Raw genomic sequence first — 14,438 nt, forward strand, 5'->3', positions numbered from 1 at the left:
ATTCCAATCCTTCTTTTACTCAACACCACTTCCTTACCTTTTTTACATATCAGCTGTTGCATTAGATTCTAGAATTTAGGTTATAAAAGGTATGAAAATTTTCTTAACTGAATTAGGGATAATAATTTCATGTAAATTACTATATCTCAAATCATTTTGATCACTACTTGAAACACAAATTTCCCTTACATTAGGAAATTTTTCTAAGCAATTTTTATTAAATCTTTCATATTCACGGGTACCATTTTTGTAGCTGAAGTCAATAGTAATTTTTGAAACATATTTTAGAAGCTGTAATTGACTAAGAAATATGGTAATATTTTTTAAATCATTACTTGATTTAATTCTTAATTTCCCATTAAACTTTTTCACCCAGCCTCTATTAAACCTATTAACAGATTTGAATTTGATCATATCTTCTAGGTTTAAATAAGATGATATTTCATTTAATGTTTCAGCAGGTAGGTCGGTAAATGTTTTATCTTGCATATAATCTAATTAATAATAATTTTGACCTATATGTAATCAAAAATTAATATATTATCAATAGGTTTTTAACCTTTAACAACAAGCAAAAAGCCAAGATACTGATTTATATAGAAATTTATTCTGGGAAGTTTAGCCCTTTAGGCGAACTTGTGAAAATCTCAAAACCATTACTGGTTACGGCAATTGTATGCTCAAACTGTGCAGAGAGTGATTTATCTCTGGTTCTTACAGTCCAGCCGTCCTTAGCATCCAGTAATGTCTCGTATTTACCAGCGTTAATCATTGGCTCTACTGTAAAAAACATACCTTCTTCCAGCACCAATCCCTGTCCAGGCTTACCATAATGCAGAATATTAGGGTCACCGTGGAAAATTTGCCCAATACCATGCCCGCAATAATCCCTAACTACCGAGAAATTGTGACTTTCGGCATAAGACTGTATAGCATGCCCAATATCACCAAGTGTAGCACCAGGTTTTACTTGTTCAATGCCCCTCATCATAGCATCATAGGTAACCTGAGTAAGCCTTTTAGGAAGCACTTTAGGTTTGCCCGCAAAGTACATGCGGCTAGTATCACCATACCAGCCATCTACTATTACGGTAACGTCGATGTTAAGAATGTCACCATCCTTTAGTTCTTTATCATCAGGAATACCATGGCAAACCACATGATTTACAGATGTACAAATAGATTTGGGGTATCCCCTGTAACCAAGAGGCGCAGGAATCGCGCCATTTTCAATTATCATTTTATGGCACAAATCGTTAAGATAATTTGTAGTCACGCCAACGTCCACATACTCGCCAATCATGTCTAAAACTTCGGCTGCCAACCTTCCAGCTTTTCTCATATTTTCAAAGTCTTGTGGCTTATGTATCGTGATACTCATAATTTCTCTTGTTTTTTCTAAAAAATTTACTACAATTCGCGGCGTAATACTTATTTTCTACATATAATATAAAATTTAAGGTATGTAAAATGCAAAAAACAGTAAGAGCAGCGATTGTTATTATTGGTAATGAGATCCTTTCTGGTAAAACTGCTGATAAAAACGTACAATTCCTTTCTACAGAACTTAATAATTTAGGTATCAGAGTAAGCGAAGTGAGAATGATTATGGATATTGAGTCTGAAATCATGGACACAGTGCTAGCTATGAGCAAAAAATATGACTATGTATTTACAACAGGTGGTATTGGCCCTACACATGATGACATTACATCTGCGTCAATTGCTAAAGCTTTTGGTCGTAAATTACTTTTAGATCAATGCGCTCTCGAGTGTTTAAGGCTGTTATATAAAGAAGAAGAAATTAACGAAGCTAGAATTAGAATGGCTTACATTCCTGAAAATTGTGAGCTTATCGAAAACCCGATGTCACATGCTCCTGGCTTTATTCTTGAAAACATCCACGTTATGGCTGGTGTTCCAAGAATTATGCAATCAATGTTCAGTACATTAAAAGGCAAGCTTAAGGGCGGTGAAGTAATGAAGTCACAGTCAGTTACTACTTTCCTTACCGAAGGTCTTTTTGCTCTTGATTTAGAAAACATTCAAGAGAATAATAAAGAAGTTGAAATCGGAAGCTATCCATTTGCTTTTGACGGTAAAAGAGGTACAACTCTTATTGTTAGCGGTTATTCTGATAATGAAATAACAAAAGCATACAATGATATCGTTGAAATGATTAAAAAACTTGGTGGCGAGTTAGTTAATGTGCCTGAGGAGGCTAAACAATAGTGAAAAAAAGGATTCTTTCTGGAATAAATACTAGTGGCGGACTACATATAGGGAACTATTTAGGCGCAATTAAAAACTGGGTATCTATTCAGGAAGAATCCGAAGAAATATATCTTTTCCTAGCTGATTTACATGCTATTACTGTAGATCAAGACCCTACCAAATTACGCCAGAATATTATAGATATCGCAATAAGCTACTTGGCTTCTGGAATAAATCCTGAAAAAACAACGATTTTTGCTCAGTCTCAAGTTTATACTCATGCAGAACTTGCATGGATTTTCTCATGCGTTGCTAGAATCGGCTGGCTTAACCGTATGACCCAGTTTAAGGATAAAACTGGTAAAAATAAGGATCAGGCTTATTTAGGATTATATAGTTATCCAGTACTTATGGCTGCTGATATTTTATTATATCGTCCTACTCATGTACCTGTGGGTGATGATCAGAAGCAGCATATTGAGCTTACACGTGATATCGCCCAAAGCTTTAATAGCAAATACTCTACAGATATATTCAATTTACCTGAGCCATTAATAATGGGGGCTGCTACCAGAGTTATGAGCCTTAGAGACGGCTCAAAAAAGATGAGTAAATCAGATATTTCTGAAGCATCAAGAATAAATTTAGATGATGATGCAGATACCATCCGCCAAAAAATTATGAGGGCAAAGTCTGATAGCGATGTAATATCATCTGAAAATCTTGAGTTAAGACCAGAGCTTAATAATATGCTTAATATTTATGCCGCGTTCGCTAACGAAGAAAAGCTTACAGTTGCTCAAAAGTTTGAGGGTCAGGGCTTTTCAAGTTTAAAAACAGCTTTATCTGAGATAATTATTGAACATATGAGTCCTATTAGGCAGAAAATGATTGATTACCGTAAAAATGAAGATTACATACTCTCTATTTTAGCTAAAGGGAAGAATAAGGCTTTATCAGATACCATTCCTTTTGTTAATGACGTTAAGAAAATTATGGGTTTTCTATAATAATCAACTAATTAGATTATTAATCGCCTGTTATACACGAAAAAAAAGATCTATACATACATCTCTGACTTGCATAGAAAAGTTAATTAATTTACAATTATTGAATAATATAAGTTAATTATAATCATCCATTAGGAGAAATGCATGGATAAGGAGAAATTTGTACTATCAAATTTTAAACCATGCAAAATGTTTGAGTGCAAATCACTCATACCAGCTTTAGCCTTTACTTTAATTTCAATGTTAGTCACCTATCTTATTTGGGAAAGGGCTAGTCATTCTATAAACGACAAAAATATTATACATTTTGAGGCTATGGTAAAAGAAAGCGAGGCAGCATTACTTTATCGTATTGATTCTTATGAAAAAGCTTTAATAAGTGGAGCAGCTCTGTTTCATACAAATAGAGAAGTTGATAGTGAAGAATGGCGAAAATTTGTAGCATCACTTGATGTCAGAAATGCTTACCCTGGTATCAACGGTATAGGTTATATTGCTGATATTCACATGAGAGATAAAGATGAATATTTGAAAGAAATGAAAAAGAGGAAGGATATTGAGTTCAAAATTCACCCTGAAACACCAAGACCCGAATTATTTGTTATAACTTATATTGAGCCGATTGAAATTAATAAACCAGCTGTTGGACTTAATGTTGCATTTGAAGAGCATAGAAGAGAAGCTGCATATTTATCTAGGAATTCAGGAGTAGCTGCTGTAACTCGAAAAGTTCTCTTGGTACAAGATCAAACAAAAAGCCCCGGTTTCTTACTATTCTTACCTATGTATAAATCAGGCGTATCCTTAAAAAACGAAGATGAAAGAGTGAATTCATTCAAGGGCTGGATATATGCTCCATTTGTTGGTAAAAACTTTATGAAAAGCCTTACATCAAATCAGGGCGAATATTTTGACTTCACTGTATACGATGGCGAAGAAATAAATAATGATAGTATAATTTATACATCTATGAATCAGGATAACAAATATGATTCCAAGCTTAAAATAACAAAAACAATTGAAGTTAAACAACGAAAATGGCATCTAGTCTGGCAAAGCACACCAAAATTTGACTCCCAAATAAGAAATTACGAAACAATTATTATTTTATCTGGTGGTATTATATTAAGCTTTTTAGGTGGTGTACTTATTTACATATTGCTATCCAAAAATATTAAAGTACAGAACCTGGTTAAAGAAAAAACTGACTCACTTAATGATAGTCTTACTCATACTAATGCAGTACTAACCACTGTTGTAGACGGTATTATTACTATTGATAGCAAAGGAATAGTAAAGACTTACAACCCAGCTGCAGAAAGAATATTTGGCTACACCGCTGATGAAGTAATAGGTCAGAATATTAAAATCCTAATGCCAGAGCCTTATAAAACTGAGCATGATCAGTATATAGAAAATTATATTACAACCAAAAAAGCTAAAATTATAGGAGTTGGCAGAGAAACTTCTGGCAGGCGAAAAAATGGTCAGATATTTCCTATGGAGCTTGGGGTAAATGATTTTGAAATACATGGCAATAAAATGTTTGTAAGTAGTATACGTGATATTACAGAACGTAAAAATGCTGAGCTAAAAGTTGTCAAAGCATCCAAAGCTTTAGAGATGAAAAATATAGAACTGGAGGCAGCAAGGGAGCTTGCAGAAAGAGCTAACATATTAAAATCTGAATTTGTAGCAACAGTGAGTCATGAAATTAGAACCCCTATGAATGGCATTATGGGAATGACTGAGTTGCTATCGGAAACAAAATTAGATCCTGTGCAAACAAGTTATCTTGATACTGTAAAAAAATCGTCTGAGGTTTTGCTTAATATAATTAATGATATACTTGATATTTCAAGAATTGAATCTGGTAAACTAAACTTAGAAAATATTTCATTTGATTTATATGAAATAATCAGTGACTTGGTTAATTTATTATCAGCTAAAGCAAGAGAGAAGAATATTGATATTAAAGTCAATTTTGATAACAGTTTGCCAAAATATTTTATAGGGGATCCACTGAGACTTAAGCAAATTATTAATAATCTAATGAATAACGCAATTAAATTTACGGATCAAGGCTATATTTCATTGATTATTAAAGAAGTCCCAGATGACAACAACCTGTTTAAAAAGTTACTTATAATAGTAGAAGATACAGGCGTTGGCATTCCTTTAAACTCTCAATCGAAGTTATTCCAAAAGTTTTCTCAGGCAGATAGCAGCACCACACGTAAATATGGCGGAGCTGGTCTTGGTCTTGCAATATGTAAGCAGCTTATAGAAATGATGGGCGGTAACATAGGACTTGAAAGCATAGAAGGCAAAGGGTCTAAATTTTGGATAAATTTAAAACTACCCGTAGACTTACAGGGCGGAATTAAGAAAAATACCGAAATTCAACAAAACGGTATATTTAAAGATAAAAAGTTATTAGTTGTTGAAGATAATCCAGTAAACCGAGATTTTATTCTAGCGGTACTTAAAAATACCGGAGCCGTTATAAGTACTGCCGAAAATGGCAAAATAGCAATAGATATGGTCAAAGAAAATATGTACGATCTTATACTTATGGATTGTCAAATGCCTGAAATGGATGGATATGCAGCAACCAAAGCTATAAGAAAAATGGAAGCAAGTAGTGAAATTAAAAAACGAAACATAATTATTGCCGTTACTGCTAATGCCATGAAAGGTGATAAAGAAAAATGTCTGGACGCTGGAATGGACGACTATACTTCAAAACCAGTTAAAAAACAGGTTCTGCTTGAAGTGATGAATAAGTATATAAAATAGATACTTCAATAGTTTTTTAGAAATCTACCTTATCAGCATTGTACCATCTGTATCATGCCATCCTAAGAAAATTTCATCGTCTATTTTAATATCCTGCTGGCGGGAACCTGCGGCTGTTGGCGTTGTAGCTGTTATAACTTTGCCATGTGCTGTCTCTGCCTGATATATCAGTTGATCACCTAAGAAACTTATATCCAGCACTTTTGCTTTAAAAAAATTCTCATCAGCTAATGCCTGATCTTTGGAAATTATAAACTCTTCAGGTCTGATACCGATATATACATTTGTTCCTGCCTGAAACCTGTTTTGAAGGCTAATTTTAACCCTTAAATCATTAAACTCAATAAGCCTTACAATCGAATAATCTTCATGGTCGTCAACTTCTTCAACAAAAGCCTCAAACATATTTATTGTCCCAATAAAGTCTGCAACAAATAAACTATTAGGATAATCATAAATTTCCTGAGGCGTACCAATTTGCAGGATTCTTCCCTTATCCATAATCGCCATACGGTTTGCCATAGCCATAGCTTCCTGCTGATTATGAGTCACCATAATAAATGTAATGCCAAGCATATGCTGAATATTCATCAGTTCAAACTGCGTATGCTCTTTTGTTTTAAGATCAAGCGCACCTAGTGGCTCATCTAGCATAATAATCTTAGGACGTTTTGCAATGCACCTAGCAAGCGCCACACGCTGCTGCTGACCACCTGATAAGTCTTCAATGCTACGTGACTTAAAATCCTTCATTTTAACTATTTCAAGAACGTTATCTACCCTTTCATCTATTGTCTTTTGGTCTAAACCTTCCTGCCTTAAACCAAATGCAATATTTTCAAAAACATTCATATGAGGAAATAGTGCATAAGACTGAAACATCATATTTACAGGTCTTTTACTAGCAGGGGAATTTGTGATGTCTTTATCGTCAATTCTAATAATGCCAACGTCGGGATTATCAAAACCGCCTATCATTCTCATAAGCGTTGTTTTACCACAGCCTGAAGGACCCAGTAATGCAAAGAATTCGCCTTCATATATTGTTAGATTGATATCATCTAATGTAGGCGTCACCTGACCATCAAAACGCTTTGATAATCTTGAAATTTCAAGTATTGGGTTATTATCGGTAAAATTCGACTTTTTATTTGCAAGCATCGACATTTTGAATGTTCCTAAAAGATTTTAGGTATAAAATAAGGTTTTTATGCTTAAATCTCAATATAATTTATAAATTATCAGGCAAAAACACTTCGCCTGTTGAAATTGAAATGTCTTCGCCCTCATCTGAAGTAATAATTAAAAGCCCGTCCTCATTCAAACCTTTTAAAATACCTGTAATAATATTATTCCTTGTGGAAACCTTAATTTTTTCATTCATCATAAATGCGTTATTTTGCCATTGTGATTGAATATATTCAAAGTTATTTTTAAACCACATATCATATATTTTCATAAAGTTAGACATAAACTTATCTATAAGTTCATTATTATCTATGAAAACCTCATTTTCAAAAAGAGATGTAGGAGCAAAATTAGCGTCACTATGCTGAGGACAAATTTTCGTATTAACGCCAATCCCTATAACTACAAAATCACAGTTGTTGTCAGTTGATGAAATTTGGCTTTCCAGCAAAATGCCTGCACATTTCTTATGATTTAAAATAATATCGTTAGGCCATTTTATATAAAACTTATTATGAGAATTATCAAAAAGCTTTTGTTTCATTTCATTAAGAGCATTTACAAGTGCAATTGACGCAACATAAACAAGCTGACTTGCTTTATATATTTGGTATTTTTGATTTAATAGAAGTGATATGTGCAAATTCCCAGGTTCTGAGTGCCAAACCCTGCCATACTTGCCCTTACCTGCTGTCTGTACGCCCCCCCAAATTAAAAAATTTCCCAGAGCGCCCCTTTTTGCTATACGTATTGCTTCTGCATTTGTACTATCAATTACGTCGTATAAAAGCGGTGTAAACTCATTCTGCCAGGTCATTAATATCTCCCAGGGGATAATCTTTTAAGGTTATTTCGATAAACTCAGTACATTTAAAGCTGAAAAATAGCTTATAGCACTACTATGAAATAGAATATAAACAATGTTATATATTCCAGCAAATGCAGCCACTATCATATTGTCCATACTCATGCGCAGTTGTAACATGCCTTTAACTTCATCAAAGTACATTACCTTTACGATATTTAAATAGTAATAAGCTGAAATTACCGAAGAAATTACAGCAAGTACTGCAATGATAATATGATTTGATGCAACTAATGACTCAAGTATTACAAATTTAGCAAAAAATCCTGCAAGTGGCGGGATTCCTGCGAGTGAAAACATCATAATAGCAATAATGAGGGCTGCATATGGTGATGTTTTTGAAAGACCTGATAAATCATCTATACTTTCAAAAGCGTAAAACTTCTCAATAGCAGTAAATACAGCAAATGCACCTATTACTGTTACACCATAAATTATAACATAAATCTCTGTAACAAGCTTCATAGTTGCAGGATTAGTAAGCGCCAGAATTAAAAAACCCATATTACTGATAGAGCTGTATGCCATAATTCTTTTGATTTTAGTTTGTTTAATAGCACCAAATGCCCCAACAAACATTGAAATTACAGCTACCAGAATGAATATGCCTTGCATGCTTGGTAACCATTTGATTAAATATGCATCAAATATTTTAACTAATAAGCCAATTGCCGCGATTTTAGGCACCGACGCAAAAAATGCAGTAAATATAGTTGGTGATCCTTCATATACATCTGGTGTCCACATGTGAAATGGAGCTAAAGATAATTTAAAGAAAAAACCTATTAATATCATAACAATCCCAACTGTAATAGCAGATGGTAAACTTGAAAGGTCAATATATTCATTGCCAATAGATGCCTTTAATGTTTCAAAACTAATAGTCCCTGTGAATGCATATACTAGAGACATTCCATATAGCATTAATCCTGATGCAATTGCACTAAGAACGAAGTATTTAAGACCTGCCTCAGATGATAACGCATTATCGCGGTTTGATGCAGCTAGAACATATAAACTTAATGCCTGAAGCTCTACTGCGACATATAAACTTATAAAAGTCGCAGATGAAAGCATCATCATAGCACCGAGTAATGAAAAGATAACTAGTGGAACCAGCTCAAATGTATAGTAAGATTTAGCATCTTTGTTAGATGCCATTAACACTAGAATCACCGCTGTAAACAATATCAAAATAGAGCGCATAACAGCAGTAAAATCAGTATATAATACCTGCATATCGAAATTATTTGATATATTAAGCAAAGGAATGATACCTACTAAAAAAGCTGCACTGCCTAAACATAATGGTTTAAAGGTTTTTTCACCCTTAAACACACCAATCATAAGTACTATAACTCCTAATAGTCCTACGTAAAAATCAGGGGCAATAGATGATGAAAATATATGTAATAAACCTGATGCTTCTAGCATTATAGACTACTCCGATAAAAACAATTTGGCATAATTTCCTATAGATTGCGTAATAAATCTATTCACAATGTCAGGATAAACACCAATTAATAAGGTAATAAACGCAAGCGGAATATAATATACTCTCTCTAAAACAGTTGCGTCTTTAAAATGCTCAATTTCAGGATTTGTAATTTTTCCAAACATTACTTTTGCATATAATACAAGCATGTATATTGCGCCTAAAACTACACCTAATGCAGTTAAAATGCCGAAAGTTTTATGAACTGAAATTACACCCAGCATTACCAAAAATTCACCAACAAATCCGCTAGTTCCTGGAAGTCCTACTGAGGAAAGCATAAATATCATAAAGAATGCACTTAAAACTGGCATTTTACTTGCAACGCCGCCATATGCAGCAATTTCTTTTGTATGAAGCCTGTCATATAAGCTGCCAACTATTAAGAAAAGTGCCGCAGATACAAAGCCATGGCTTATCATTTGGAATATTGATCCGTAATATCCAGCATAGTTAGTTGCTGCAATATTCATACCTTCAAAATTAACTATATTATGGGTTTTAGCACCATACTTTAATCCTATGAACATACCGATAGTAACATATCCCATATGAGCAATAGATGAATATGCTATCATTTTCTTCATATCTTTTTGGGCAAAAGCAACTATGGACGCATAAATAATGGCAATAATACTTAGCACTACTATAAAATCGGTAAAATATACTGACGCCTCAGGTAGCATTGGTATAGAGAACCTTAAAAAGCCGTAGCCACCTAGCTTAAGTAAAACACCCGCTAATATTACAGAACCTGCTGTAGGCGCTTGTACGTGCGCATCTGGCAGCCAAGTATGAAAAGGAAACATTGGGATTTTCACAGCAAATGATGCAAAGAGTGCTAGCCATAAATATTTCTGTATTGTTAGTGATAGGCTTGGCGTAAGCATCTGAAGTGATACTATATCGAATGTTGAAAATTGATTGTTTAAATATAAAATTGCTACTAATAATAAGACCGATCCCAAAAATGTATACAGGAAGAATTTCATCGCTGCGTAAATTCTGTTATCTCCCCCCCATATACCAATGATCATAAACATAGGTATTAGAGATGCTTCAAACATGATATAAAATAATATAGCATTCATTGAGGTAAATATACCTATAACAATCGCCTCTAAAAACAAAAAACTTGCCATATATAGCTTTAATCTTTGTTTTACTGCACCACTTGCCAGTATACAAATCGGCATTAGAGATGTAGTTAACATAATGAGAGACAATGCTAAGCCATCAACCCCAAGCACTGGCAGACCATAGCCATAATCTTCTACAAATGCAAAGCTTGAGTAATTTTCTAAGCTTGAAAATACAGCAGGGTTTACGAAAAAAGAATAGGAAATGATTAATGAAACTATGAATGTAGCAAGTGTTGAAATTAAACTAAAGTTTCTAATTTGCTTTTGGCTTTTTTCATCATTATTTTGAAACATTAATAATATTAGTAAACCTGCGATAAGCGGTATAAATATTAAAATACTTAAATATGGTAACTTTGTCATATTTCTACCAGAAAATATAATATGTTAATAAACCAAGCAAACCAATGAACATCACAAATGCATAGTGATATATGAGTCCAGTTTGAGCTTTTGAAACTTTATAAGCAATTTGCTTTGTAGCCGATGCAAAACCGTTAGGACCAAAGCCATCTACAATTTTAATATCAAATAACTGCCATATTTTTTGAGCAATTTTTGTAAACGGCTCAACAAACGCTTTATGGTAAATTTCATCAAAATAAAATTTATTAAATGAAAGCTTATAAACTGGCTTCAAATATTTTTTCATAGTGTCTTTCATATTTGGGATCAGTATATATACTGCAAAAGCTGAAATTATCGCAATAACACCAAGTATTAATGGTAAGATTTTGATTATTTGAGGAGTATGATGAATTTCACTTAGAATATTATGAGCTTCCTGAACTTTAATCGCACCATTCCAGAATGCTAAATTTTCATGAATAATTCCTAAAATTTCTGCACCATAGTATCCTGAAAACACCGCGCCAAATGCCAAGACAAATAAAGGCACAAGCATTACCAGAGGCGATTCATGAACATGCGATGCTACTTCATCATTGTAATTAGCCTTACCATGGAATACATTAAATAACAGCCTCCACGAATAGAATGTAGTTAGGAAAGCTGCAAATACAGTTGCAAAATAAGCAAATTTAGCAATATCACCATGGCTCATAAACGCAGATTCAATAATTGCATCTTTGGAATAGTAGCCTGCAAGTGGTGGGAATCCTGCGATAGCAATTGATCCAATCCAGAACATAGCATATGTTACAGGAATTTTTTTCCACAAATTACCCATGTTAAAGATATTTTGTTCATCACTCATTGCATGTATTACGCTACCTGCGCTTAAGAATAAAAGCGCCTTGAAGAATGCATGTGTTGCTAAATGAAAAATTGCCACAGGATATGCAGATAAACCACATGCTACAAACATATAACCTAACTGACTACAGGTAGAATATGCGATTATTTTCTTAATATCAGTTTGTGTCATTGCAACAATTGCGGCGAACATTGCTGTTAAACTTCCTATGATTACTATAAAGCTTCTAACATCTGCTGAATATTCAAACATCGGGGAGAATCTCGCAACTAAGAAAACACCGGCTGTTACCATTGTTGCAGCGTGAATAAGAGCAGAAACAGGTGTTGGTCCTTCCATTGCATCAGGGAGCCAAGTATGTAAACCCAATTGCGCTGATTTACCCATTGCCCCTAAGAAAAGCATTAAGCAAATAAAATCTATTGCATTAAATGCATATCCAAAGACCATAAAAGTAGAATCTAATTTATTTGGAATTTGAGTAAATATTTCGCTGAAATTAATAGAACCAAATAAGTAATAAATACATGAAATCCCGATGATAAATGCAAGATCACCGACTCTGTTAACTAAAAAAGCTTTAATTGCGGCTTTATAAGCAGACTCTTTATGATACCAAAATCCAATTAATAAATACGAGCAAACACCTACGCCTTCCCAGCCGAAAAATACCTGTAATAAGTTGTCAGCAGTAACTAACATAAGCATTGCAAATGTAAATAAAGATAAATACGCCATAAACCTTTGGATGTGTGGGTCGTGATGCATATACCCTACTGAATATAAATGCACTAAGAATGAAACTGATGTAACTACAATAAGCATTACAGCAGTTAAACTATCAATAGTTACTGTCCAGCTAACTTTAAACATTGGAATATTTATCCATGAAAAAAGTGTAGAAGTAAGAATTTGCTTATCTAAAATTACTGTTTTAAATGTAAGTAATGCACAAATTAATGCTACAAATATAGCGGCTGTTGTTATAGACTGCGCAAAATTACGCGATACATTCCTACAAAACAGTCCAGCTATTGCTGCTCCAAATAAAGGTAAAAGTACAATTGCTTCGATCATAAACTACCCCTTTAACTGATTTGCGCTATCTACCGTAATTGTATTTTTATTACGATAGTATATTACAAGTATAGCAAGCCCAATGGCAGCTTCAGCAGCCGCAACTGTTAAAATAAAGATTGCAAATATTTGACCCTCTAACTGGTCTCTCTGCATAGCTGAAGCTATAAAATTAATATTTACAGATAATAAAATAAGCTCGATGCAAAGCAATATTGCTATAAGATTCCTACGGTTTATAAAAATACCAGCAACGCCAATAGTAAATATTATCGCTGAGAGTATAAAGTAATCTATAATAGATACCGCAATTAAACTAGTTTCCAAAGTTTGCTCCCTGTCCTGTTTCCATTTTTACTATTTTTAAACCACCTTCTTTTGTACGAGATAATTGTTTATTAATATCTTGTTTTCTAACTTTTTCTCTGGTTCTTAAAGTAAGTAAAATTGATCCTATCATAGCTACTAACAAAATAATTCCTGATAATTGGAAAGGTATCGAATACTCTGTGTAGAGAACATCACCTATTTGTCTAATATTCGACTTTGAATTTGGTAAATGCGGCACATAAAATGAATTTGACGCCATAACTTTTGTATATGAATTATTGAACATTACAAATAAGTCTATAAATAATACACTTCCTACAAAAAGTGCAAAATATATATTTTTGTAAAAACCCTTTCTAATTTCAGCAATATTAATATCTAGCATCATTACAACGAATAAGAACAATACAGCTACAGCGCCCACATATACTATCACTACAGTCATAGCCAAAAATTCAGCTGATATTAATACAAATAACGCTGCTGCATTAAAAAACACCATTATTAATGAAAGAACTGAATGTACGGGATTACGAAGACTAATTACCATAAGTGAGAATATCACCATAAGGCTTGCGAAAAAATAAAAACTGAGACCTGCAATTAAATCTACCATAATCTACCTGTACTCTGCTTCTTTATTAATATTATCTGCAATTTGTTGTTCCCATATTGCACCATTTCTGAGCAGCTTTTCTTTATTATAAAACAGCTCTTCTCTGGTTTCAGTTGCAAATTCGTAATTTGGTCCTTCAACAATTGCATCAACTGGGCATGCTTCCTGACAAAATCCACAGTAAATACATTTTGTCATGTCTATATCATAACGAGTTGTTCTACGGCTTCCGTCTTCTCTTTGCTCTGCTTCAATTGTTATCGCCTGTGCTGGGCAAATTGCCTCGCATAACTTACATGCAATACATCTTTCTTCACCATTAGGATATCTGCGTAAAGCATGCTCACCCCTAAATCTTGGGCTTATTGGTGATTTTTCATACGGGTAATTAATTGTAACTTTTGGCTTGAACATATACTTTAAGGTTAGCGCCATTCCTGCCACAATCTCATAAAGTAAAAATGATTTTAGATACCTGTTAAACAT

The 14,438-nt window shown here is 33.6% G+C and carries 13 protein-coding genes; 3 read left to right on the forward strand and 10 right to left on the reverse strand.

Annotation, left to right across the window (positions count from 1 at the left end; genetic code table 11):
- Positions 1 to 75: 75 nt before the first annotated feature.
- Positions 76 to 489, reverse strand: coding sequence for a hypothetical protein (locus BGO27_07080; GenBank protein OJV12479.1), 414 nt, complete (start codon positions 487 to 489; stop codon positions 76 to 78).
- Positions 490 to 604: 115 nt separating this feature from the next.
- Positions 605 to 1,381: a type I methionyl aminopeptidase gene (locus BGO27_07085; GenBank protein OJV12480.1), complete on the reverse strand. Its 777-nt coding sequence runs from the start codon at positions 1,379 to 1,381 to the stop codon at positions 605 to 607.
- 89 nt (positions 1,382 to 1,470) lie between these two features.
- Here BGO27_07085 and BGO27_07090 point away from each other — a divergent pair, with 89 nt between their 5' ends.
- The 3 genes from BGO27_07090 to BGO27_07100 all read left to right on the forward strand — a co-directional run bounded on the left by BGO27_07090 (position 1,471) and on the right by BGO27_07100 (position 6,023).
- On the forward strand, positions 1,471 to 2,232 hold the full coding sequence (locus tag BGO27_07090; GenBank protein OJV12481.1) for a hypothetical protein: 762 nt from the start codon (positions 1,471 to 1,473) through the stop codon (positions 2,230 to 2,232).
- Positions 2,232 to 3,224 (forward strand): tryptophan--tRNA ligase, encoded by a 993-nt coding sequence (locus BGO27_07095; protein ID OJV12482.1) that lies wholly within the window; start codon positions 2,232 to 2,234, stop codon positions 3,222 to 3,224. Before BGO27_07090 ends, BGO27_07095 begins: the two co-directional genes overlap by 1 nt.
- 144 nt (positions 3,225 to 3,368) lie before the next feature.
- Positions 3,369 to 6,023 (forward strand): hypothetical protein, encoded by a 2,655-nt coding sequence (locus BGO27_07100; GenBank protein ID OJV12483.1) that lies wholly within the window; start codon positions 3,369 to 3,371, stop codon positions 6,021 to 6,023.
- 24 nt (positions 6,024 to 6,047) lie between these two features.
- Here the strand turns inward: BGO27_07100 and BGO27_07105 are convergent, their stop codons facing one another.
- The 8 genes from BGO27_07105 to BGO27_07140 form a co-directional block, all read right to left on the reverse strand.
- A complete protein-coding gene (locus BGO27_07105) occupies positions 6,048 to 7,190 on the reverse strand; it encodes a hypothetical protein (GenBank protein ID OJV12484.1) in 1,143 nt (380 codons plus the stop codon).
- Positions 7,191 to 7,254: 64 nt separating this feature from the next.
- Complete coding sequence (locus BGO27_07110) at positions 7,255 to 8,028, reverse strand: biotin--[acetyl-CoA-carboxylase] ligase (GenBank protein OJV12485.1); 774 nt, start codon at positions 8,026 to 8,028, stop codon at positions 7,255 to 7,257.
- A gap of 30 nt (positions 8,029 to 8,058) precedes the next feature.
- A complete protein-coding gene (locus BGO27_07115; protein OJV12486.1) occupies positions 8,059 to 9,510 on the reverse strand; it encodes a hypothetical protein in 1,452 nt (483 codons plus the stop codon).
- A gap of 6 nt (positions 9,511 to 9,516) precedes the next feature.
- Positions 9,517 to 11,076 carry an NADH-quinone oxidoreductase subunit M gene (locus tag BGO27_07120; protein ID OJV12487.1) on the reverse strand — a complete coding sequence of 520 codons (1,560 nt, stop codon included), beginning with the start codon at positions 11,074 to 11,076 and terminating at the stop codon, positions 9,517 to 9,519.
- Positions 11,077 to 11,080: 4 nt separating this feature from the next.
- A complete protein-coding gene (locus BGO27_07125) occupies positions 11,081 to 13,006 on the reverse strand; it encodes an NADH-quinone oxidoreductase subunit L (protein OJV12488.1) in 1,926 nt (641 codons plus the stop codon).
- A 3-nt stretch (positions 13,007 to 13,009) separates the two neighbouring features.
- Entirely contained in the window at positions 13,010 to 13,318 is a 309-nt protein-coding gene (locus tag BGO27_07130) for an NADH-quinone oxidoreductase subunit K (protein ID OJV12520.1), read from the reverse strand.
- Between the two features lie 4 nt (positions 13,319 to 13,322).
- A complete protein-coding gene (locus BGO27_07135) occupies positions 13,323 to 13,952 on the reverse strand; it encodes a hypothetical protein (GenBank protein OJV12489.1) in 630 nt (209 codons plus the stop codon).
- Positions 13,953 to 13,955: 3 nt separating this feature from the next.
- Positions 13,956 to 14,438: an NADH-quinone oxidoreductase subunit I gene (locus tag BGO27_07140; protein OJV12490.1), complete on the reverse strand. Its 483-nt coding sequence runs from the start codon at positions 14,436 to 14,438 to the stop codon at positions 13,956 to 13,958.

It is taken from the genome of Alphaproteobacteria bacterium 33-17 (assembly GCA_001897445.1).
In the GTDB taxonomy this organism is placed as follows: Bacteria; Pseudomonadota; Alphaproteobacteria; order Rickettsiales; family 33-17; genus 33-17.

Coding starts and splice junctions, on each gene's coding strand:
- BGO27_07135 (OJV12489.1), bottom strand. CDS start 13,952: ATGGTAGATTTAATTGCAGGTCTCAGTTTTTATTTTTTCGCAAGCCTT.
- BGO27_07140 (OJV12490.1), bottom strand. CDS start 14,438: ATGTTTAACAGGTATCTAAAATCATTTTTACTTTATGAGATTGTGGCA.
- BGO27_07110 (OJV12485.1), bottom strand. CDS start 8,028: ATGACCTGGCAGAATGAGTTTACACCGCTTTTATACGACGTAATTGAT.
- BGO27_07100 (OJV12483.1), top strand. CDS start 3,369: ATGGATAAGGAGAAATTTGTACTATCAAATTTTAAACCATGCAAAATG.
- BGO27_07120 (OJV12487.1), bottom strand. CDS start 11,076: ATGACAAAGTTACCATATTTAAGTATTTTAATATTTATACCGCTTATC.
- BGO27_07080 (OJV12479.1), bottom strand. CDS start 489: ATGCAAGATAAAACATTTACCGACCTACCTGCTGAAACATTAAATGAA.
- BGO27_07090 (OJV12481.1), top strand. CDS start 1,471: ATGCAAAAAACAGTAAGAGCAGCGATTGTTATTATTGGTAATGAGATC.
- BGO27_07125 (OJV12488.1), bottom strand. CDS start 13,006: ATGATCGAAGCAATTGTACTTTTACCTTTATTTGGAGCAGCAATAGCT.
- BGO27_07105 (OJV12484.1), bottom strand. CDS start 7,190: ATGTCGATGCTTGCAAATAAAAAGTCGAATTTTACCGATAATAACCCA.
- BGO27_07115 (OJV12486.1), bottom strand. CDS start 9,510: ATGCTAGAAGCATCAGGTTTATTACATATATTTTCATCATCTATTGCC.
- BGO27_07085 (OJV12480.1), bottom strand. CDS start 1,381: ATGAGTATCACGATACATAAGCCACAAGACTTTGAAAATATGAGAAAA.